Below are 21,230 nucleotides of genomic sequence, written 5' to 3' on the forward strand. Positions count from 1 at the left end.
GAACCTGAAGGCTCCCGGAGCTTCGCCGTTATTTTCCGTTCATCTTGGCCATGCGCGCGGACTGGCGGCGAGCGACAAATCGTCTGGCGATATCGATGTCGCGTTCGATGAAGTGTTTCCGGCGCACGAACTGGAAGTCCAGCACGCGCGCCCACAGATGGAGCATGCGGTCGTGGGTTACGAAAACCGTCACCGCCTCGACCGGCGGCGGCGGCCCCCAGGCCTCAGCCAGCTTCGCCAGATGCTGGACCGTGGCATCGTCGGTCATGGGTTCGCATTCGACGATCCAGTCCCAGTTGCAGAGCTCAGACCTTTGCGTGATCAGATCGACCGTGGCTTTCAGCACGCGGTCGGCTGACCCGGCCGAGACCAGGTCGAGCATCAGGACCCTGTTCGCCTCGTCGATCTCGTAACGCAACCTCGCCTCCCCCGGCTACGTCCCTTCAGGCTGGCATCACGCAACAACCCTGACGCAAGGTCAAGGTTGCGCCAGTTCTCCGTTTGCGCCCGCCTCAATCAGGGCGATCGTCTGCGGCAGGCCGTAGATAGCGGCGAACGAACCGAAGCGCGGCCCCTGGCTGGCGCCCAGCAGCACCTCGTAGAGCGCGCCGAACCACGCCCGCAGCGGCTCGAACGCATGCGCCTTGCCGACGGCATAGACCTCGTTCTGGATCAGTTCGCCATCGGTGGTGTCGACCGGCAGCGCCTTCAGTCGTTCGGCCAAGTCCAGCAGCGCCGCCTTCTCCTTGTCATCCGGCAGGCGATAGGACTTCGAGGGCTTCACGAAGTCATCGTAGTAGTTCAGCGCGTGGTCCATCAGCCGGTCCAGCAACGGCTCGTTCTGCGGCGTGGCGTCAGGCAGGTATTTGGCGAAATAGGCCCACAGCTGGTCCTTGGTCGAGGCGTTGGCCACGCCGACCAGGTTCAGCAGCAAAGCGAAGGACACCGGCGACGTGTGGGTCGGCGGATCGCCCGCGTGGATCGACCAGACGGCGTTGTCGATCCGCTTGGCCGGCTCCTGGGTCTTGTAGCTTTCGATGAAGGCCAGATAGTCGTCGATGGCGCGCGGAATGACGTTGAAGTGCAGGCTCTTGGCCGACTTCGGCGACTGGAACATGTACCACGACAGGCTCTCGGGCGTACCGTAGCGCAACCACTCGTCCATCGTCAGGCCATTGCCCTTGGACTTGGAGATCTTCTTGCCCTCGATGTCGAGGAAGAGCTCGTAGTTGAAGCCCTCAGGCGGGGTGCCGCCCAGGGCGCGGCAGACCTTTGAGCTTTCGCGCACGCTCTCGATCAGGTCCTTGCCCGACATCTCGTAGTCGATATCCAGCGCGACCCAGCGCATGGCCCAGTCGGGCTTCCATTGCAGCTTCACATGGCCGCCCGTGACCGGCACCTCGGTGCGGTTGCCCGGTTCGCCGGCGGGGTCTTCGAAGGTGATCGTGCCCTTCTCGACGTCGCGCGCCAGGGTCGGGACCTGCAGCACATGGCCGGTGATCGGGCTGATAGGCAGGAAGGGCGAATAGGTGGCGCGGCGCTCCTCGCCCAGGGTCGGCAGCATGATGGCCTGGACCGCGTCGAACCGTTCCAGAAGCGTCAGCAGCGTCGCGTCAAACCGGCCCGACTTGTAGGTCTCGGTCGATGACATGAACTCATAGTCGAAGCCGAAGCTGTCGAGGAAGGCGCGCAGGCGGGCGTTGTTGTGCGCGCCGAAGCTGTCGTGCGTGCCGAAGGGATCGCGCACCCGCGTCAGCGACAGATGCAGGTCCTCGCGCAGCATCTCCGGGTTCGGCACGCCCTCCGGCACCTTGCGCAGGCCGTCCATGTCGTCGGAGAAGGCGATCAGGCGCGTGGGCCAGTGGTCGCCGGTCAGGGCGCGAAAGGCGTTGCGCACCATGGTGGTGCGGGCGACCTCGCCGAAGGTGCCCATGTGCGGCAGGCCCGACGGGCCATAGCCGGTCTCCAGGATCACTGGGCGCTGCAAGGCGGGAAAGGCCACCAAGGCTTGATCCGCCTTGCCGGCGTCGATCAGGGCGCGCGCTTCGGCTCGCTCGGTCTCGCCCAGCCGTTTCTTCAGAACATGGGCCAGCAGGTTGCGGGCTTGTTCGAAGGGCCAGGACTTGGCCTCGCGGGCGAGGGTTTCGAGGTTCTGAAGCATGGCGGCGGTTTGCAGTCTGCATCCCGCCCGGTCAACCGCGATCAGGCTTTGGCGGCGATTACGATGATCTCAACCTTGTAGTCGGGGGAAGCCAGCCGGCTTTCGCCCGTGGCGCGGGCCGGCGGGTTGGCGGTGTCGACCCAGGCGTCCCATACGCCGTTCATCGCCTCGAAGTCGGCGATATCCGCCAGCCAGATCTGGGCCATCAGGATCTTGGACTTGTCGCTGCCGGCTTCGGCCAGCAGCGCCTCGATCTCGGCCAGCGCCGTTCGGGTCTGCGTCGCCACGTCGTCGCCGGGTTCGCCGACCTGGCCCGACAGATAGATGGTGTCGCCGTGGACGACGGCCTCGCTCATGCGGGCGCCGGGCTGGATGCGGGTGATCATGGGCTAGGGTCCTTCGAAAACGTCCCTCACCTATCGCCGCCGGGGCCCGGCTGTCGAGCGGCTAGCGGCGGTTGAACCGCGAGACGGTCAGGCCGACGACCAGGGCGCCGGCGCCGACGATCAGGGCGTCCTCGATCAAGCCGCTCTTGGTCTGGCCGATGCGGGCCATGGCCTTCTTGCGCCCCGAAAGGGTCAGATAGGCCAGCGGCACGGCCGTGCCGACCGCCAGGCCTGCGCCCAACTTCTCCTTGCCGCGAGGTGCCAGGGCGGCGCCGGCGATGCCCGCGCTCATGACCCGGGCCAATAGGCCGAGGAAGACGGTGCGATCGGGCGCGGTCTTCATCTTGTCGCCCAGCAGTTCGCCGACACCCATGGCCAGGGCGCCGAACTTGAACAGCGGCCGGTTCAGCAGGAAGACGCGGCCGGGCAAGGGCTTGTGCGCCAGTTCGGCGGTGGCGAGGGCCGCCATCGGGGTCATGGAGCGGGCGCTGGCGACAGCGCCGATGAGGGCGGACGGGAGGAGGTCGAGGGCTTTCATGCCGCCACAACACCCGACCGGGGCGGAAGGTTCAGCCCGTTTCAGCCGCGGGCCGCCAGGACATTGCGGATCGCCAGGCTGGAGTGGATGCGCGACACGCCCGGGAGACGCGACAGGACGTCCTTGTGGATCACCTCATAGGCGGCGATGTCGGGCGCGACCGCGCGGACGATGTAGTCGGCCTCGCCCGCCATCAGATAGCAGTCGCGGATTTCCGGGTGGTTGCGGACGGCCGCCTCGAACCGGCGCATGTGGTCGTCAGTCTGCTTCTCCAGCGTGATCTCGACATAGGCGACGACGCCGTCGTCGCTGTCGTTGGCCAGGACGGCGGCATAGCCCCGGATCACCCCGCGCTCTTCCAGCCGCCGCACGCGCCGCAGGCAGGCGGAAGGCGACAGACCGACGGCGGAGGCCAGGTCCGCATTGCTGATGCGCCCATCGGCGCGGAGCCGTTGAAGGAGGCGTTGGTCGAGGGGATCAAGCAGGGACACAAGTTTCCGCCATTCAGCCGCAGATTATTGCGTCAGACTTCTATCAGCGACCGATCGTTGCGCAAACAGGCAGGATCGTCGATCCATGCGGCGCTAGCTTGCGACGAATAACAACATTGGGCTTGGGAACGTCACATGCGGGTTCTGGTGCTTGGGTCGGGCGTCATCGGCGTCACCACCGCCTGGTATCTCAGCCAGGCCGGGCATGAGGTCACGGTGGTGGATCGGCAGGCCGGTCCGGCGCTGGAAACCAGCTTCGCCAACGCCGCGCAGATTTCGCCGGGTTATTCCGCGCCCTGGGCTGCGCCGTCGATCCCGGTCAAGGCGATGAAGTGGCTGCTGATGCGGCACGCCCCGCTGATCGTGCGCCCGCGTCTGGACATGGCTATGGTGCGCTGGACCGTCGCCATGCTGCGCAACTGCACCCACGACCGCTATGCGCTGAACAAGAGCCGTATGGTGCGTCTGGCCGAATACAGCCGCGACCAGATCGACATGCTGCGCCGCGAAACCGGCATCACCTATGACGGTCGCCAGCAGGGCACGCTGCAGCTGTTCCGTACCGAAAAGCAGCTGGCCGACGTGCACAAGGACGTCGATGTGCTGAAGGCCGCCGGCGTGCCGTGCGAAATTCTGGACCGCGCGGGCTGTATCGCGGCCGAGCCGGGCCTGGCCGCCTCCGACGTCGATTTCGTCGGGGGTCTTCGTCTGCCGCATGACGAGACCGGCGACTGCTTCCTGTTCACCAACGCCCTGGCGAAGCTGGCGGCGGAGCGCGGCGTGGTCTTCCATACCGGGACCGAGATCCAGTCGATCACCATGACGGACGGCCGCGCGACGGGCGCCCTGACCAGCAAGGGCGCCATGACGGCCGATCTGGTGATCCTGGCGCTCGGCTCCTATTCGCCGATGATGGCCAAGCCGCTGGGTCTCGATCTGCCGGTCTATCCGGTGAAGGGCTATTCGATCACGGCCAAGATCGTGAACGAAGACCGCGCGCCGGTCTCCACCGTCATGGACGAGAGCTACAAGGTGGCGATCACGCGCCTGGGCGACCGCATCCGCGTGGGCGGCATGGCCGAACTGTCGGGCTACAACAACACCCTGCCCGCCCTGCGTCGCGAGACCCTGGCCCATTCGGTCGGCAGCCTGTTTCCGGGCGGCGGCGACCTGGCGGGGGCCAGTTACTGGTCGGGCCTGCGTCCGATGACGCCGGACGGCACGCCGGTGATCGGCGCGACCAAGGTTCCGGGACTTTATCTGAATACCGGCCACGGCACCCTGGGTTGGACCATGGCGTGCGGCTCGGCGCGGGTTCTGGCCGACATGGTCGACGGCAAGGCGCCCGAGATCGAGACCCGCGACCTGTCGCTGAACCGCTATGGCGCGTGGGCGGGGGCGTTCGCGCCGGGCTACAGCTGAGATCAGACGTCTGCGGGGAATTTTACCGTCTAAAGAGTCTAGTTCGTCTAATTGCTCGCGCTGTGAGCCCTTGGGCCGCGGACGGGAATTCACCGTCTAAAGTGTCTAATTCGTCTAATCCGCCGGCGTCATCCCGGTGAGGCGCAGGCGGGATTTCGCCATCCCTTCCGCCTGAACTTACGCTGTCAAAGATCCACGCCAGTCTAGCATGCGGCCGGGGCGCGGTCGGTTAGACGACGTTCGGGCGCGAAAACCCGTTGTGAATCAGGCAGCGGCGCGCCGACGATGCGCTGGCAGCACGCCGCGACGTGGCGCGGCGCGTCGGAGCGCCCTATAGAGCGCGCGATGAAGACCGCCGATTTCGATTTCGACCTGCCCGAAGACCGGATTGCGTTGCGCCCGGCCGATCCGCGGGATTCCGCGCGGCTGCTGGTGGTGAAAGGCGGCGCGCTGGAAGACCGGATCATTCGCGATCTGCCGGACTTCCTGGAGCCGGGCGACGCCCTGGTGTTCAACGATACGCGGGTCATTCCCGCCCGTCTGTCGGGCGTGCGTCAGCGGATCGGGGCCGCGGGCGAAACCCTGACGGTCGAGGTGGAGGCGACGCTGCATCACCGCGATGCGCCCGACGTCTGGTCCGCCTTCATGAAGCCGGGCAAGCGGATCAAGCCGGGTGATCGGGTTCGTTTTGGAAATGCGAGCGCCGCCGCCTGCGACCTCGGTCGACTGGACGCGACGGTCACGGCAAAGGGTGAAGACGGCCTGATCACCCTGAGCTTCGACCTGGCGGGACCGGCGCTAGACGACGCGATCCGTGATGTCGGGGTCATGCCCCTGCCGCCCTACATCGCCGCCAAACGGCCCGAGGACGACCGCGACCGGTCGGACTATCAGACTGTGTTCGCAGAGCATGACGGGTCGGTTGCGGCGCCGACGGCGGGGCTGCATTTCACCCCGGCCCTGCTGGACGCCATTCGAGCCAAGGACGTCTCGACCCATGCGGTGACGCTGCATGTCGGGGCCGGCACCTTCCTGCCGGTCAAGGCCGACGACCTGGCCGACCACAAGATGCACAGCGAGTGGGGCGAGGTGTCGCCTGAAACCGCCGCCGCCCTGAACGCCGTCCATGCAAAGGGCGGGCGCATCGTCTGCGTCGGCACCACCTCCCTGCGGCTGCTGGAAAGCGCGACGGCCGAGGACGGAGAGATCAAACCGTTCCACGGCGACACGGCCATCTTCATCACGCCGGGCTATCGGTTCCGGGCGGTCGATGTGCTGATGACCAACTTCCACCTGCCGAAGTCGACGCTGTTCATGCTGGTCAGCGCCTTTGCGGGCACGGCGACGATGAAGGCGGCCTATGCCCATGCGGTCGCCGACGGCTATCGCTTCTATTCCTACGGCGACGGATCGCTGCTGTTCCGCGACTGATCGCGGGTCAGGGCCAGAGGCGGCCTGAGCGCCAGGCCTCGCCGTCGCGGTCGAAACGCAGTCGGTCATGCAGACGGAACGGGCGATCGCGCCAGAACTCGACCGAGCGCGGCACGACGCGCCAACCGGTCCAGTGGGACGGGCGCGGCACCTCCTGACCATCGAAACGCGCGGTTTCGCGGCCCACGGCCTCTTCCAGCACCGTGCGATCCGACAGGGGGCGGGACTGGTCCGAGGCCCAGGCGCCGATGCGGCTTTCGCGCGCGCGGCTGGCGAAATAGGCGTCGGCCTCGGCCGGCGTGACCGGCTCGACCGCGCCGCGGACCCGCACCTGGCGGCGCAGGGATTTCCAGTGGAAGGTCAGGGCGGCGGCCGCGCAACCGGCCAGTTCGACGCCCTTGGCGCTCTCGCTGTTCGAGTAGAAGGTGAAGCCCCGCGCATCGACGTCCTTCAGCAGAACGATCCGCGCATCGGGCAGGCCGTCGGCGTCGATGGTCGACAGGGTCATGGCGTTGGGATCGTTCGGCTCGTGCGCCCTCGCGTCCGCCAGCCATTCGACGAACAGGCCGATCGGTTCGGGCCGGTCGAAGATGGTCTCGTCGCCATTGGCGGCCAGGGCGGCGGCATAATCGCGGGCGTATTCTTCACGCGACGGGCTGGGCGGGATCACGGATGCGGTCATGCGAGTGATGTAGTCGGTGCGGGCGCGGCTGGAAATGATCGAGGTCAAAAACGGGCGTGTCGCCGTCAGGGTTAACCGCCCATTGACCCTGATGCGCGAACGGTGACGGCATGAGCGCGCCTGTTCCGACTTCAGATGTGTCCGGCGTCCGCGAGGCCCTCTCGATCCTGGGCCTGGAAACGGATGTGCGCGGCGATGTCGATGCGTCGACGCTGAAGGCCGCCTTCCGAACGGCGGTGAAGGCAGCGCGGCCGGATCAGGCCGGCGGGGACGCCGAGCGGTTCCGGCGCGTGATTGCGGCCTATCGGCTGATCCAGGCGCACCAGCCCCCCCGCCCCGCCCTGTCGGCGCCCGCCGCGCGGCCCGCGCCGACGCCGGTTCTGGTTTTGTCGCCGATGCAGGCCCTGGCCGGTGGTCAGGTCGAGGTCCGGCTGGGCGCGCGGGTGGTGCGGGTCACGGCGCCCAAGGGCCTGCGCAGCGGCGATCATCTGCGGCTCAGGCGCGGGGCGGCGGACGGGAGCGATCTCTATCTGTCGGTGCTGATCCGACCCGAGGACGGGCTGTCGGTCGTCGGCGACGACCTGTTCATGACCTGGGCCGTCGAGCGTCGCCTGATGGCCGACGGGGGGCGGGTGGAGATCGAGACCCCTGTCGGCACGCGCTCGGCCTGGATCACAGCCGACATGGCCGCGCCGGTGCGGGTGCGGTTGAAGGACCTGGGCCTGCCCGCGCGGGGATCGCGGCCGGCGGGGCATCTGTTCGTGACGCTGGAGCCGTCGTCCGATGTTCCCTCGGCGGCGGAGGACCTGCTGGTGCGGTTCACGCGGGTCTGGACGCAGGAGCGTCTGGCGGCCTAAGTCGGGGCCATGTCGCACAATACCTTCGGCCATCTGTTTCGCGTGACCACCTGGGGCGAGAGCCACGGGCCGGCGATCGGCTGCGTCGTTGACGGATGCCCGCCGATGATCCCGCTGACCGAGGCGGACCTTCAGCCTTGGCTGGACCAGCGTAAGCCGGGCGGCAGCCGCTTCGTGACCCAGCGCAAGGAAAGCGACACGGCGCGCATCCTGTCGGGCGTGTTCGACGACGGCGACGGACCGGTGACGACGGGCACGCCGATCTCGATCCTGATCGAGAACGAGGACCAGCGGTCCAAGGACTATGGCGAGATCGCCCGCGCCTATCGGCCGGGGCACGCCGACTATGCCTATCAGGCCAAATACGGGGTGCGGGATCACCGAGGCGGCGGACGGTCCTCGGCGCGCGAGACCGCCAGCCGCGTGGCGGCCGGCGCCGTGGCGCGCAAGGTGCTGGGCGAAGGCGTCAGGATTCGCGCAGGCGTGGTCCAGATCGGGCCCCACCGGGTCGCCCCGGATCAAGTCGATTTCGACGCTGTATCCAGCAACCCGCTGTTCGCCGCCTCGGCCGAGGTCGTGGGCGACTGGGAGGCCTATCTGGACGGCATCCGCAAGGCGGGGTCGTCGGTCGGGGCCGTCGTCGCGCTGGAGGTCACGGGCGTTCCGGCGGGCTGGGGCGCGCCATTGTACGGCAAGCTGGACTCGGAACTGGCGGCGGCCCTGATGTCGATCAACGCCGCCAAGGGGGTCGAGATCGGCGCCGGGTTCGAGGCCGCCGAACTGACGGGCGAAGAGAACGCCGACGAGATGCGGCTGGACCTGAACAAGCAGCCGGTCTTCCTGTCGAACAAGGCGGGCGGTGTGTTGGGCGGAATCTCGACGGGCCAGCCGGTGACGGCGAGGGTGGCGTTCAAGCCGACCTCCTCCATCCTGACCCTGCGCCAGACGATCACCCGCGACGGCGAAGAGACGGACCTGCGCACCAAGGGTCGTCACGACCCGTGCGTCGCCCTGCGCGCCGTGCCGGTGGTCGAGGCCATGGCCGCCTGCGTGCTGGCCGACGCCTATCTGAGGCACCGCGCCCAGGTCGGCTGATCAGGGCCTGGATCGGGGCGGACGCGGGTTTGCGCGATCGGTCTCGCGCCTCGGCGGCGGCTCGGTCTGACGCGCCTCGCACCGCATCAAGGCCATCAGGGCCGACAGGCCTGTCGTCATCACGATCATCGCTCGATTCCTGCAACTGCGAACCGTTTGCAGGTTTGCGCATGTCGAGGTCGCGTGCAAGACAAGGGACCGGTGGCGCCCAACTCAGGAGATCAACCGTGCGTGAAGACGGAAAGCTGGACTACCTAGAACTCCCCGCCGCCAACCTGCCCGCGACCAAGCAATTCTACAGCCAGGCGTTCGGCTGGACCTTCGTGGATTACGGCCCGACCTATGCCGCCTTCGATCAGGGTCTGGACGGCGGGTTCGACGCCGATCAGGCCGATCAGACCAAGACCCCTCTTCCTATTCTGTACGCCCACGACCTGGAAGCCATGTTGGCCAAGGTCGAGGCGGCCGGCGGCCGGATCGTGAAACCGATCTACAGCTTCCCCGGCGGTCGCCGCTTCCACTTCGCCGATCCGGCCGGCACGGAAATGGCGGTCTGGTCCGAGGGCTGAGCCCTATTTGACGTCGATGGACTGGCCGATGCGTTCGGCCAGATCCCGGTCCGCGCCCTCGACGCTGGCGATCCAGACGTGGATCTCCTTGGGGTCCGCAGCGCGCTGGAACAGGTGCTCCATCGCCAGACGGCGGCTGCCTTCGGTGACGACGACCGAGGCGCGGCCGCCGGCGCGGACCGTCTCGCCGTCATAGATCGGAAACTGCGACGACGGACCGGCGTAGATCATCAGCAGGGTCTGGTCGCTGCGCTGGACGCGATAGATGTTGGCGTTCGCGCCGGCGCGCGCCGGGGTGATGGTCAGGCCGGTAGGCAGCTGGATGCTGAATGGCAGAGCGGCGATGGCGGCGGCGTTCAAGGCCGCCGGGGCGGGTGCGGCGGTCGGCGGGGTTGCGGCAGGCGCGGTCGTTGTCGGTTGAGGCGTGGTCGCCTGAGGCGCCGCTGTGGTCGGGGCTGGCGTTTGCGGACGTGTCGCGGTCGCCGGACGTGTCGCGGTCGCCGGGCTTTGGCCGATGGGCGGCTGGGTCTGGGTCGTGCGCGTCGTGGGTGACGCGGCGGGCGCCGGACGCGGCGATGCCGCGGGGGTCTGGCCGATTGGAGGCAAGGCCTGGCTCGTCGCCCGGGCCGGGGCCTGCGCCGGGACTTGGGTCGGCGCTGCGGTGGAGGCGGCGGGCGGGGTCGCGGAAGGCGGGGCGCTGTTCAAGTCCCGCGTCAGGTTGGAACCGGCGCGCTGCGGCGGAGGCGTCGTCGCCTGTCCGGAAATCACGAGGGCGGCGGCAAGGGCGATCATGGGCATGGCCGGACCATCGCGCGGCCGGGGCGCGACCGCAAGCGCGACCTCATGCCTTGGGCAGCGCGACCCAGAAGGTGGCGCCCTCGCCCGGCGCCGAGATCACGCCGATCGAGCCGCCCTGCAACTCGACCAATCGCTTGGCCAGGGCCAGGCCGACGCCGTGCCCCTCGACCGTCGAACGCTCAAGCCCCAGGCGGTTGAAGGGTTCGAACAGCTGCGCCTGCTTCTGTGGCGACAGGCCGGGGCCGAAATCGCTGACCTCAATGCGGACGCAGTCGTCCTGACGAAGCGCACGCAGGACGACACGGCCGCCGGACCCGCCGTATTTCAGCGCATTGCTGGTCAGGTTGGTGATGATCTGGGCCAGACGCTGAGAGTCCGCGACCGCGATCAAGCCATCGCCCTCGCACACCACCTCGACGGCGACCCGGTCGGCGTCGGGCCACAGCAGGCACGTGCGGCGCACGTCTTCCAGCAGCCCTGGAATGTCGGTCGGCCGCAGATCGACCCGGACGGCCCCGGATTCGGCGCGGGCCACATCCAGCAGATCATGGGCCAGGGTTTCGACCTGACGCGCGGTCTTGACCAGCATGTCGGACATCTCGGCCTGCTGAGCCGAGACCGGCCCGAGATGGCCCTGTCGCCACAGATCGCCGATGCCGATGATGCCGGCGACCGGGCTCTTGATCTCGTGGGCGACATTGGCGAGCAGGCGGGACTTGGCCTCCGAGGCCTTTTCCGCGCGTTCGCGACCAACGCGCGCGCGCTCCGCCAGAAGGTCACGCTCTTCCAACAACGAGGCCACCAGCAGGACGGGCATATAGCCGATCAGCACCAGCATCTGGGCCATCAGAACCTGGTGAGTCAGGTCGCCCTGAGCATAGGGGCCGTTTCCGATCATGGCGCTGCCGACCAACAGCACGCTCATGACGACCAGGGTGAAGGCGGCGCCCGCGACGCCGAGCCGTACCGCAATGGCCAGCAGAAGCGGCAGCAGGACGAAGCCCATCGGCACGTCGCCCGTGAAGGCGACAAAGTAGAAGACGGGAACAAGGCCGATCAGAACGACGGCCTCGATCAGCTTCCTCGGCTTCAGCAGACGCGCGAACATCGCAGGCGTCAGCGACATCCCTAGCGAACCCAGTACAGCGATGCCCAGGGCGTGACCCAGCCACCAGGTCTGGAACCCCTGCCAAACGATGTCGCCCTGACCCATCAGCGACAGGATCAGGGTGCTGCACAGGGCGGCGGGGATCGGCGCCAGGACAGCCGCGAAGAACAGGAAACTGACCGCGCCGTTCAGGCTGGAAAGGTTGAGCGTGGGCGAGAACCGGCGGGCCAGCAGGACAGCCCCGATGATCTCGATCATGTTGGCGATCGTGAAGGCCAGCGCCAGCGGCGGCTTGTTGCCGGCGATGATCTCGCCAATCAGGATGCTGACGGTCAGGACGCCGGCGAAGGTGAGGTCGCTGGTGCGGCCACGGCTGGTGCGCAGCCAGACGGCGACGGCGACGCCGCTGGCGCCCCACAGGCCCGCCACCAGTCCGGCCGAACGGGCATAGGCGATCGCCAGAGCGACCAGGATGGCGACGACGACGCCCGTCAACACCGGGATCAGGGGATTGGGGCCATCCGGGCCGTCGGCGCCGACGGGGCCGGGCCGATGGCCAGCCGCCATCACGCCCTTGACGGGGGCGCTGTGGGGGGCGTCGATGTTGAGCGCGCGGCTCAGGATCATGGACAGGTTCCGACCAATCAGAGGTCGGAATAGGACGACACGGTTCCTAATATCCCCTGAAGTCAGGCCCGCAATTTTTCATTGAAACGCCTGACGGCCTCGGCTGCGCCGTCGGGATGGTTCCAGACCCCGCCGCTGACCGCCACGAAGTCGGCGCCGGCCTGGGCAAGCTCTGCAGCGTTGTCGACCGTGATCCCGCCGATGGCGACGCAGGGTGTCTCGACCGTCTCTTGCCACACCGTCAGGATGTCTAGGGACGGACGATGCACCGTTTCCTTTGTATCGGTGGGATAGAAGGCGCCGAAGGCGACGTAGTCGGCGCCGCCCTCTGCGGCGTCCCAGGCCAGGTCGCGGTCGTCGTGGCAGGTGACGCCGATCATGGCATCCGGCCCCATGATACGCCGCGCCTCGGCCAGAGAGCCGTCTTCCTGACCGATGTGAACGCCGTCGCAGCCGGTAGCCCACGCCAGATCCGGGCGGTCGTTCAGCAGGACCGCGACATCATGACGCCGCGCAATGGGAGCCAACACCTCGACCGCCGTGCGGATAGCGGCGTCGTCGGCGGGCTTCAGCCGGATCTGCAAGGCCGCGACGTCGCCGGCGGCCAAGGCCTCATCGAGGGTTTGCGCAAAGGCGTTCAGGTCGGCGATCGCGGGCGGCGTGATCAGATACAGCCGGCAGGGCGGACGCTCGGGGACGGTGGGTGTTCGGGCCATGTCCGTCATTGCCCGCCCCCGCGACGATCCGTCAACGGCCCACCGCCAGCTGAGCCATGCGAACGACTTGCAATCGCCTTAAGGGCTGCTATAGCGAACCATTCTCAGTCAGTGAAACGTGTAGCGCCTCGTGTACGTCTGCAACTGTAACGGTCTTCGCCAGCGTGATGTCGCCCAGGCCATCGAGGCCGGCGCCTGCCGTCCACGCGACATCTTTGCGCGCAACCAGTGCCAGGCCCAGTGCGCCAAATGCGTCTGCGAGATGCGTCAGATGATTCAGGAAAGCCGCGAAGCGTTCGCACTCGCAGCCGAATAGTTTGCTTCGCCTGCGGCCGACAGTCACTCGCACTCTCAATGCAGTGATAAAAACTCGCAAATAAACAAAGCCCGTTTTACTGTGTTATGGCTGCGCTCGACAGACGGCGACAGCGCCGTGGCGAGACCAAGGACGATGGCCATGAAGGGCGACCCCGCAATCCTGCGCACGCTGAACGCAGTGCTGACCAACGAGCTGACAGCCGTAAATCAGTACTTCCTGCATGCCCGGATGTTCGAAAGCTGGGGCCTCGCGCACCTGGGCAATGTGATCTACGAAGAATCGATCGGCGAGATGAAGCACGCCGACATGCTGATTAAACGCATCCTCTTCCTGGACGGCCTGCCCAATCTGCAGGACCTGCACAAGTTGAAGGTCGGCGAAGATCCGATCGAATGCCTGGGCGCCGACCTGCAACTGGAACTGGACAGCCGCGCCACGACCGCCGCCGCCGTGACCCAGTGCGAGGAAACCCGCGATTACGTCAGCCGTGACCTGCTGATGAAGATCCTGGCCGACACCGAAGAGCACATCGACTTCCTGGAAAACCAGCACAAGCTGATCGAGCTGATGGGCGCCCAGAACTATTTGCAATCTGCGATGAAAGAGATCGTCACGGACGGCGCGGCGACCGGCAACTAAGCTCTGCCTTCTGACGGAACTCCAATCCGCTCCGGCCATTAGCCTGTCAGGGCCAAGCTGGAGCGGACCATGACCGATATCGACGACGCCATCGACGACGTGCGCGACGCCGCCATGGGCTTGTTGAACAGCGAGGGCCGCAGCGCCGGCCATGTGGTCGCCGGGATCGCCCTGACCGTCGGCTTCGCCCTGTTGGCCCACACCATCGCCTCGGGCGCGTTGAAGCCCCGTCGCAACCTGAAACAGGTGCGCGACAAGGACCTGCCGATCACCGAAAAGCCCAAGGGGGCCTTCAGCCTGATCCTGCCGGCGGTGTTTTCGGCGACGACCCTGTCGGCCGTGCGCGTCTGGAACGCGCCTCCGCAAAAGGAACGGACCCGCGCCATGGGCCTTTGGGTCGCGGCCCAGACGGTGAACGCCGTCTGGTTGGGCCTGCGGCCGTCGTCGATGGCGCGTCAGGTGGTCGCCGCGATGTCGTCGGCCGGTCTGGCCGCCGCCTTCGCCCACGAAGCGCGCAAGCTGGACGAAGGAGCCGGCAAGATGGCGGCGCCGCTGGGGTCGGGCGTGCGGTTCGGAAACTTCCTGCACCGCAAGGCCGAAGACGCCTCGGGCGGACGCACCCTGCATTAGGTTGCGTCGCCTTGCCCTTTATCGGGGCTTCCTCTAGGGATCGCGCCCTATTCGCCTCGCCCCGAACGGTGCGAGGGCGCAACTCCATTTCCGATGTGACCCCATGAAGATCAACGGCAACACCATCAAGCCCGGCATGGTCCTGCAGCACAATGGCGGCCTGTGGGTCGTCACCAAGGCCAGCCACGTCAAGCCCGGCAAGGGCGGCGCCTTCGCCAACGTCGAGGCCAAGAACCTGGAGACCGGCAACAAGCTGAACGAACGCTTCCGGTCGGAAGACAAGGTCGAGCGCGTGACGCTGGAACAGAAGGACTTCTCCTATCTGTTCGACAACGGCGACAGCCTGGTCTTCATGGACGACACCACCTACGAGCAGATCGAACTGCAAAAGGACTGGGTCGGCGAAGAGCGCATCCCCTATCTGCAAGAAGGCATGAAGGTCGTCATCGAGATGCACGAAGAGCGTCCGATCGGCCTGGAACTGCCCGATCAGGTCGTGCTGGAAGTCGCCGAGACCGAGCCGACCGTGAAGGGCCAGACCGCCTCGTCGTCCTACAAGCCAGCGCTGGCGTCGAACGGCGTGCGCATCATGATCCCGCCCTACATGTCGGCCGGCGAGCGTATCGTCGTCGACACGACCAGCGGCGAATACGTCCGCCGCGCGGACTAACAGACCACCACGCTAAAGCGGCCCCTCGCGGGGCCGTTCCTTTCTGAACTTCTCCGACTGTCCGGCTGCGGCTTTGAAGGACTTTCGGACCAGGAGATTCCCCGATGGCCCTCGCCTCCGCCCTGCTCCAAGTCATGACCGATGCGGTGCGCAAGACCGCCCGCCCGATGCTGCGCGACTTCGGCGAAGTCTCCCAGCTTCAGGTGTCGAGGAAGGGCCCCGGCGATTTCGTCACGGCCGCCGACCTGAAGGCCGAAGACACGCTGTACGAATTGCTGATGAAGGCCCGCCCCGGCTATGGCTTCCTGGGCGAGGAACGCGGCATGATCGAGGGGACGGACAAGTCCCACACCTGGATCGTCGATCCGATCGACGGCACCACCAACTTCATGCACGCAATGCCCCACTTCGCCATCACGGTGGGGCTGGAGCGCCGCGCGCCGGACGGGACGAGCGAGATTGTCGCCGGCGTGACCTACAACCCCGTCATGAACGAGCTGTTCTGGGCCGAAAAGGGCAAGGGCTGCTATCTGAACGACCAGCGCATCCGCGTCGCCGGCCGTCGCGATCTGTCCGAAAGCCTGATCGCCACCGGACTGCCCTTCATCGGCAAGTCGGGTCACGCCCAGTCGATCAAGGATCTGCACGCTGTGGGCCAACGGGTCGCCGGCATCCGCCGCCTGGGCTCGGCCGCGCTGGACTTCGCCTGGGTCGCCGCAGGCCGCTACGACGCCTATTATGAGCGCAATCTAAAGCCCTGGGACGTGGCGGCGGGCATCCTGTTCGTCACCGAGGCCGGCGGCCGGGTCACGACCATCGAGAACGACGGCGATCCCAAGACGGGCAAGTCGATCCTGGCGTCGAACACCGAACTGCATCCGAACCTGCGCAAGGTGCTTCAGGGCTCCTGAGGCTCGCTTATGTCTCTTCCCCGCTTGCGGGGAAGTGGCGCGGCGCTTCTTCAGCGCCGTGACGAAGGGGCTCTTGCCTGATCGCCAGCGGCCGGTGGGGCGTCAAGACCCCCTCCACCGCTTCGCGGTCCGCCTCCTCACATGTGGGGAGGAGACGGTCATCGGCCTGTCGCGCCCCCGCCCTATCCAAGGCGGATGATCCGTTTCATCCTGTGCGGCCTCGTCCTTCTGACCGGAGCGCCCGCCCTGGCCCAGCCCCTGATCATCGCCCATCGCGGCGCGTCCGGCGAACGGCCCGAGCACACGCGCGCGGCCTATGAGCTGGCGATCCAACAGGGCGCGGATGTGATCGAGCCGGATCTGGTGCTGACTAGGGATGGCGTCTTCGTCGATCGGCATGAGAACGAGATTGGCGGCACGACCGACGTGGGCGACCGGCCCGAGTTCGCGGGCCGTCGGACGACCAAGACCATCGACGGGGTCGAGACCACCGGCTGGTTCACCGAAGACTTCACCCTGGCCGAGTTGAAGACGCTGAGGGCGAGGGAGCGGTTGCCCGCGTTTCGACCGGGCAGCGCCGCCTATGACGGTCAAGAGCCAATCCTGACCTTCGACGAGGTCGTCGCCATCGCGCGCGAGGCCTCGACGCGGACCGGGCGGACGATCGCCGTGGCGCCGGAGCTGAAACACCCGACCTATTTCGCCGCGATCGGTTTGCCGATGGAGGACGGTTTCGTCACCGAACTGGAGCGGCTGGGTCTGACGGGCGCCGAGGCCCCGATCATCATCCAGTGTTTCGAGGTCGGGCCGCTGGAGCGGTTGGCGACGCGCATCGATGCGCCGCTGGCTCAACTCGTGGCGGCCAAGGGCGGACCGGCGGACCGGGCGGACGTGACCTATGCGCAGATGATCGCGCCCGAGGGGCTAAAGGCCATCGCCGCCTACGCCGACTGGGTCGCGCCGGAGATGACCTTGGTCCTGCCGCGCGACGCACAAGGCCGCACGACCGCGCCGAGCACTCTGGTCACCGACGCCCACGCGGCGGGCCTCAAGGTCGTGGTCTGGACCCTGCGGGCCGAGAACGCCTTCCTGCCGGTCGAGCGACGCAGAGGCGACGATCCGGCCGGGCACGGCGACATGACCGGCTATGCCTCAGCCTTCGCCGAGGCCGGGGTCGATGCGCTGTTCAGCGACTTCCCGGCCCTGGCGCGGACCACGGCGCCCTAGTTGCGGAACTGAAGCTCGGCGAGACGGGCGTAGAGGCCGCCCTGGGCGACGAGTTGCTCGTGGGTGCCTTCTTCGACGACGCGGCCGTCGTCCATGACGACGATGCGGTCGGCGCGCAGGACGGTGGCGAGGCGGTGGGCGATGACCAGTGTGGTGCGCTCCTCCATCGCCTGATCGAGGGCGACCTGGACCAGGCGTTCGCTTTCGGCGTCGAGGGCGCTGGTGGCCTCGTCCAGCAGCAGGATGGGGGCGTCGCGGACCAGGGCGCGAGCGATGGCCAAGCGCTGGCGCTGGCCGCCCGACAGGCTCTTGCCGCGCTCACCGAGCGGGGTGTCGAACCCTTCCGGGAGGGCGTCGATGAAGCCGAGCGCCTGGGCCTTTTCGGCGACGGCGCGGGCCTCTTCCAAAGTCGTGTTCTCGCGGCCGAAGCGGATGTTCTCCAAGGCCGAGCCCGAGAACAGCGGCGTTTCCTGAGACACCCAGGCGAAGCGGTCGCGCACGGCGACGGGATCGGCCTGGCGCACATCGACGCCGTCGACCGAGACCATGCCGGTCTGCGGATCATAGAAGCGCAGCAGCAGGCGGAAGACCGTGGACTTGCCGGCGCCAGACGGGCCGACCAGGGCGACCGTCTCACCAGGGCGCACGGTCAGGCTGAAGCCCTTCAAGGCCGGAAGGTCGGGGCGGCCCGGATAGGCGAAGCCCACGGCCGACATCGACACCTCGCCGCGCGGGGGCGTCGGCAGGGCGGTGGCCTGAGGCGGCGGGGCGATGCCGGCGACGGCGCGCATCAGCTCCTCGATCCGCTCCATGGCGCCGGCGGCCTTTTGCACGTCGCCCCAGCTTTCGCCGAGCGCGCCAACGGCGCCTGCGGCGAAAACGGACAGCAGAACGAACTGAAGCAGGGCGCCGGGCGTCATGGCGCCCTTCACCACGTCCTGGGCGCCCAGCCACAGCACCAGGGTCACGCCGCCGAACATGACAACGATGATCAGGGCGGTCATCCAGGCGCGGGCCTGCATCCGCGTCAGGGAAGCGTTGAAGGCGTCCTCGACCGCCGCGCCGAAGCGGGTGATGGCGCTCTGTTCACGGCCGAAGGCCTGGACCGTCTCGATGGCGTCCACGCTTTCGCCGGCGAAGCCGACGGCGTTGGCGAAGCGGTCCTGGGACGCGACGGTCAGTTTGCGCACCTTGCGGCCGAAGATGAAGATCGGCCCCAGCAGGAAGGGCACGATCAGCAGGACGAAGCCAGTCAGTTTGGGGCTGACGAAGAACAGCAGGGCCACGCCGCCGATCAGGGTCAGGAAGTTTCTGAGCGCGTAGGAGATCGACGTCGTCATCAACGTCTCGACCAGGGCGATGTCCGTGGTCAGGCGCGACAGCACCTCGCCGGTGCGCATATGGGCGTAGAAGGACGGGTCCAGCGTCAGGATGCGGCCGAACAGGCCCTTTCGCACATCGGCGATGACGCGCTCGCCCGTGCGGGTGACGAAATAGTAGCGGGCGGCGGTCGCCAGCCCCAGGAACAGGGCGTTGGCCCCCAGCAGCAGGAACCAGATGTTCAGATTGGCGCCGCCCGCCTCGAACCCATGGTCGATGGCTCCGCGCGCCAAGGCGGTCAGGCCCAGCGAGGCGGCGGTGGACAGCAGCAGCCAGAAGACCGCCATCAGGGCATGACCCTTGTGGCGCATGGCGAAGGGAATCAGTCGCGCGAGCGGGCGGATGTCGCGGCGCTTGGCGCGCTTGGCGCCCGCTTCGGACATCTGGTCGGCCAGAAGGGCGCCGGCGCTGGGCCTCCCCTCCAGCGACGCCATGCCCGAGGCGCGGTTGGCGGAAGGGGCGGAGGCGGCGGCTTGATCGGTCATTTCGCCCGCCTCTTGCCCCGGAACGCCCCCCGGTGTAAACGCCGCCCCTCATTCCCGCCGGATTTCTGGCGGGTTTCTCATTTCACGCGCACGGACGGTCGGCATCGTCACCGCGCAGAGACCGGACGACGACCATGAAGGCGGATACCCATCCCGACTACCACTTCATCACCGTGGTGATGACCGACGGCAGCACCTATCAGACCCGTTCGACCTACGGGAAGGAAGGCGACAAGCTGGCCCTCGACATCGATCCGTCGACGCACCCGGCCTGGACGGGCGGCAACGCCCAGCTGATGGACCGCGGCGGCCGCGTCTCGCGCTTCAACAACAAGTTCGCCGGCTTCATCAAGAAGTAAGCGCGTCCTGGCTGCGACATCTCGCAGCAATCGGAACACCAAGAGCGTCGGTCGCAAGGCCGGCGCTTTTTGTTTGGTCGGAACACCGATAATGTGGGGGCGTTCGGGTACCAGGGGCGTCGGCCACGCTGGCCGAAGCGATCGAAGAAGCGGAAGACTATGAATAGACGGCAACTGGGTCTGGGCGTCACGACGGCGGCCATGACCCTTGGCTCGGCGGCGCGCGCGCAGCAGGTCTTCGTGCAGCGCGGACCGGAGGCGACCGCCTTCTACAACAGCTTCAACGATCAGATTTCGCGTCTGCCCGAGACGCAGCAGGCGGATGTGCGCGCCTTTTATGAAATGAACGGCTGGCGGCCGGTGTGGAACGCCGACCGGGTGCGGGCCTTGAACACCGTCGCGGCCGGCGCCAATCGCCATGGTCTGGCGGGCTCTGACTATTTCGACTTCGTGGGACTGGCCGCCGATCCGGCGAGCGCGGACCTGCGGACCACGGCGGCGGCGCTGGCCTATGCCCGCGTCCTGGCCGAGGGCAAGGTGCGGCCCGAGACGGTCGAAGATCTTTGGGAAATGCAGAAAAACCGTGTGGACCTGCCGCGCGGTCTCAGCGACGCCCTGAGCCGCAATGTGCTGGGCCAATGGTACGACGGCCTGGCGCCCACCGACATCGGCTATCAGAACCTGTCGGCCGGCTATGTCCGCTATCGCCGTCTGGCGGCGCAGGGCGGCTGGCCCCGCTTCACCCAGGGCGCGACCATAGAGCCCGGCAACAGCGATCGCCGCATCCCCGCCCTGATCGACCGCCTGACGGCCGAGGGCGATCTGTCGGCCGCCGACGGCGCGCGGCTGAAGTCGCAGGGCCTGGTTTACAACGCCGAACTGCAACGTGCGGTGCAAAGCTTCCAGAACCGCCATGGCCTTGGCGCAGACGGGCGGATCGGCGCAGGCACCCAGCGCTCGCTGGGCGCCTCGGCCGAGGACCGTGCGCGTCAGATCGCGCTGAACCTGGAGCGCCGTCGCTGGCTGAAGCGCGAGGTCGCGCCCGAGCGGATCGAGGTCAACACCGCCGCCGCCATCATGGTCTATTGGAAAGACGGCAAGCCGGTTCACTCCAACCGCGTCGTCGTCGGCTCGGCTGAGAACCAGACGCCCAGTCTGGAGAAGCCGTTCGCCTCGGTCGTGGCCAATCCGCCCTGGTATGTGCCGGCCGGCATCGCGCGCCGCGAAATCCTGCCCAAGGGGCCGGGGTATCTGGCCGCCAACGATATGTATGTGAAGGACGGCACGGTCATCCAGCGCGCCGGCCCGCGCTCGGCCCTGGGCTATGTCAAGTTCGAGCTGCGCGACAGCTACGCCATCTTCCTGCACGACACGCCGTCTAAGGCCGCCTTCAACCTGTCCACGCGTCAGCGCAGCCACGGCTGCGTGCGGGTGCAGAATGCGGTGGAGTTCGCGCGCCTGCTGCTGTCGCCCGATCCGACGAAGCTGGCCCAGTTCGACACGGCCCAGGACACGCGCGAGACGACGCGCGTAACGACCGGACGCGAAATCTCGGTGCGTCTGCTGTACTGGACCGCCTTCGTCGACGGTCAGGGCCGCGTGGCGTTCCGTGAGGACGTCTATGGCCGCGACGACAAGCTGGCGCAGGCGCTGGGCATCGGCGTCAATCTGCCCAAGCCCATCGACGACGGCCGGGCGGACGCCAACGACGTCGGGCCGTAAAGGGGCG

23 protein-coding genes are annotated in these 21,230 nt (G+C 67.4%); 13 read left to right on the forward strand and 10 right to left on the reverse strand.

Annotated features, from left to right (window positions below; all coding sequences use genetic code 11):
- Positions 1 to 28 precede the first annotated feature (28 nt).
- The 5 genes from GGC30_RS09195 to GGC30_RS09215 form a co-directional block, all read right to left on the reverse strand.
- Positions 29 to 418: a hypothetical protein gene (locus GGC30_RS09195; protein ID WP_153923575.1), complete on the reverse strand. Its 390-nt coding sequence runs from the start codon at positions 416 to 418 to the stop codon at positions 29 to 31.
- Positions 419 to 478: 60 nt separating this feature from the next.
- Positions 479 to 2,161, reverse strand: a complete 1,683-nt coding sequence (locus GGC30_RS09200) for a lysine--tRNA ligase (RefSeq protein WP_153923576.1) — start codon at positions 2,159 to 2,161, stop codon at positions 479 to 481.
- Positions 2,162 to 2,202: 41 nt separating this feature from the next.
- Positions 2,203 to 2,547 carry a RidA family protein gene (locus GGC30_RS09205; protein WP_017504571.1) on the reverse strand — a complete coding sequence of 115 codons (345 nt, stop codon included), beginning with the start codon at positions 2,545 to 2,547 and terminating at the stop codon, positions 2,203 to 2,205.
- A gap of 61 nt (positions 2,548 to 2,608) precedes the next feature.
- Positions 2,609 to 3,085, reverse strand: a complete 477-nt coding sequence (locus GGC30_RS09210) for a hypothetical protein (RefSeq protein ID WP_091747886.1) — start codon at positions 3,083 to 3,085, stop codon at positions 2,609 to 2,611.
- A gap of 41 nt (positions 3,086 to 3,126) precedes the next feature.
- On the reverse strand, positions 3,127 to 3,576 hold the full coding sequence (locus GGC30_RS09215) for an Lrp/AsnC family transcriptional regulator (protein ID WP_039246401.1): 450 nt from the start codon (positions 3,574 to 3,576) through the stop codon (positions 3,127 to 3,129).
- 135 nt (positions 3,577 to 3,711) lie between these two features.
- Between GGC30_RS09215 and GGC30_RS09220 the strand changes: the two genes are divergently transcribed.
- Complete coding sequence (locus tag GGC30_RS09220; RefSeq protein ID WP_153923577.1) at positions 3,712 to 4,998, forward strand: D-amino acid dehydrogenase; 1,287 nt, start codon at positions 3,712 to 3,714, stop codon at positions 4,996 to 4,998.
- 345 nt (positions 4,999 to 5,343) lie between these two features.
- Entirely contained in the window at positions 5,344 to 6,429 is a 1,086-nt protein-coding gene (gene queA, locus GGC30_RS09225; protein WP_153923578.1) for a tRNA preQ1(34) S-adenosylmethionine ribosyltransferase-isomerase QueA, read from the forward strand.
- A 7-nt stretch (positions 6,430 to 6,436) separates the two neighbouring features.
- Here the strand turns inward: queA and pdxH are convergent, their stop codons facing one another.
- Positions 6,437 to 7,111, reverse strand: a complete 675-nt coding sequence (pdxH, locus tag GGC30_RS09230; RefSeq protein WP_153923602.1) for a pyridoxamine 5'-phosphate oxidase — start codon at positions 7,109 to 7,111, stop codon at positions 6,437 to 6,439.
- A gap of 110 nt (positions 7,112 to 7,221) precedes the next feature.
- Here pdxH and GGC30_RS09235 point away from each other — a divergent pair, with 110 nt between their 5' ends.
- The 3 genes from GGC30_RS09235 to GGC30_RS09245 all read left to right on the forward strand — a co-directional run bounded on the left by GGC30_RS09235 (position 7,222) and on the right by GGC30_RS09245 (position 9,632).
- The gene (locus GGC30_RS09235; RefSeq protein ID WP_153923579.1) at positions 7,222 to 7,968 is read left to right on the forward strand and encodes a DnaJ C-terminal domain-containing protein; all 747 of its coding nucleotides are present in this window, start codon (positions 7,222 to 7,224) and stop codon (positions 7,966 to 7,968) included.
- A 9-nt stretch (positions 7,969 to 7,977) separates the two neighbouring features.
- Entirely contained in the window at positions 7,978 to 9,063 is a 1,086-nt protein-coding gene (gene aroC / locus GGC30_RS09240; protein ID WP_153923580.1) for a chorismate synthase, read from the forward strand.
- A 227-nt stretch (positions 9,064 to 9,290) separates the two neighbouring features.
- The gene (locus tag GGC30_RS09245) at positions 9,291 to 9,632 is read left to right on the forward strand and encodes a VOC family protein (protein ID WP_370451935.1); all 342 of its coding nucleotides are present in this window, start codon (positions 9,291 to 9,293) and stop codon (positions 9,630 to 9,632) included.
- Between the two features lie 3 nt (positions 9,633 to 9,635).
- On the opposite strand, the gene GGC30_RS09250 is transcribed toward GGC30_RS09245, so the two are convergent.
- The 3 genes from GGC30_RS09250 to thiE form a co-directional block, all read right to left on the reverse strand.
- Positions 9,636 to 10,430, reverse strand: a complete 795-nt coding sequence (locus tag GGC30_RS09250; RefSeq protein WP_153923582.1) for a hypothetical protein — start codon at positions 10,428 to 10,430, stop codon at positions 9,636 to 9,638.
- 43 nt (positions 10,431 to 10,473) lie between these two features.
- Entirely contained in the window at positions 10,474 to 12,165 is a 1,692-nt protein-coding gene (locus tag GGC30_RS09255) for a HAMP domain-containing sensor histidine kinase (RefSeq protein WP_153923583.1), read from the reverse strand.
- Positions 12,166 to 12,227: 62 nt separating this feature from the next.
- Positions 12,228 to 12,881, reverse strand: a complete 654-nt coding sequence (thiE, locus tag GGC30_RS09260; protein WP_153923584.1) for a thiamine phosphate synthase — start codon at positions 12,879 to 12,881, stop codon at positions 12,228 to 12,230.
- A 130-nt stretch (positions 12,882 to 13,011) separates the two neighbouring features.
- Between thiE and GGC30_RS09265 the strand changes: the two genes are divergently transcribed.
- The 6 genes from GGC30_RS09265 (at position 13,012) to GGC30_RS09290 (ending at position 17,277) form a co-directional block, all read left to right on the forward strand.
- On the forward strand, positions 13,012 to 13,197 hold the full coding sequence (locus GGC30_RS09265; RefSeq protein ID WP_017504559.1) for a bacterioferritin-associated ferredoxin: 186 nt from the start codon (positions 13,012 to 13,014) through the stop codon (positions 13,195 to 13,197).
- Between the two features lie 141 nt (positions 13,198 to 13,338).
- Entirely contained in the window at positions 13,339 to 13,839 is a 501-nt protein-coding gene (gene bfr, locus GGC30_RS09270) for a bacterioferritin (RefSeq protein ID WP_026108332.1), read from the forward strand.
- A gap of 69 nt (positions 13,840 to 13,908) precedes the next feature.
- Positions 13,909 to 14,469 carry a tryptophan-rich sensory protein gene (locus tag GGC30_RS09275; protein ID WP_153923585.1) on the forward strand — a complete coding sequence of 187 codons (561 nt, stop codon included), beginning with the start codon at positions 13,909 to 13,911 and terminating at the stop codon, positions 14,467 to 14,469.
- A gap of 103 nt (positions 14,470 to 14,572) precedes the next feature.
- A complete protein-coding gene (efp, locus tag GGC30_RS09280; protein ID WP_055754985.1) occupies positions 14,573 to 15,139 on the forward strand; it encodes an elongation factor P in 567 nt (188 codons plus the stop codon).
- A 104-nt stretch (positions 15,140 to 15,243) separates the two neighbouring features.
- Positions 15,244 to 16,050, forward strand: coding sequence for an inositol monophosphatase family protein (locus tag GGC30_RS09285; protein WP_153923586.1), 807 nt, complete (start codon positions 15,244 to 15,246; stop codon positions 16,048 to 16,050).
- A 195-nt stretch (positions 16,051 to 16,245) separates the two neighbouring features.
- The gene (locus GGC30_RS09290; RefSeq protein WP_153923587.1) at positions 16,246 to 17,277 is read left to right on the forward strand and encodes a glycerophosphodiester phosphodiesterase; all 1,032 of its coding nucleotides are present in this window, start codon (positions 16,246 to 16,248) and stop codon (positions 17,275 to 17,277) included.
- Here GGC30_RS09290 and GGC30_RS09295 read toward each other — a convergent pair.
- A complete protein-coding gene (locus GGC30_RS09295) occupies positions 17,274 to 19,142 on the reverse strand; it encodes an ABC transporter transmembrane domain-containing protein (protein ID WP_055754987.1) in 1,869 nt (622 codons plus the stop codon). The two genes, GGC30_RS09290 and GGC30_RS09295, sit on opposite strands and share 4 nt — an antisense overlap.
- A gap of 134 nt (positions 19,143 to 19,276) precedes the next feature.
- Between GGC30_RS09295 and rpmE the strand changes: the two genes are divergently transcribed.
- Together rpmE and GGC30_RS09305 are read left to right on the forward strand one after the other, a co-directional pair.
- Complete coding sequence (gene rpmE, locus GGC30_RS09300) at positions 19,277 to 19,501, forward strand: 50S ribosomal protein L31 (RefSeq protein WP_017506001.1); 225 nt, start codon at positions 19,277 to 19,279, stop codon at positions 19,499 to 19,501.
- 159 nt (positions 19,502 to 19,660) lie between these two features.
- Entirely contained in the window at positions 19,661 to 21,223 is a 1,563-nt protein-coding gene (locus tag GGC30_RS09305) for a murein L,D-transpeptidase (protein ID WP_153923588.1), read from the forward strand.
- The last annotated feature ends 7 nt before the right edge of the window (positions 21,224 to 21,230 follow it).

The organism is Brevundimonas sp. SPF441, assembly GCF_009661015.1.
Lineage (GTDB): Bacteria > Pseudomonadota > Alphaproteobacteria > Caulobacterales > Caulobacteraceae > Brevundimonas > Brevundimonas vesicularis.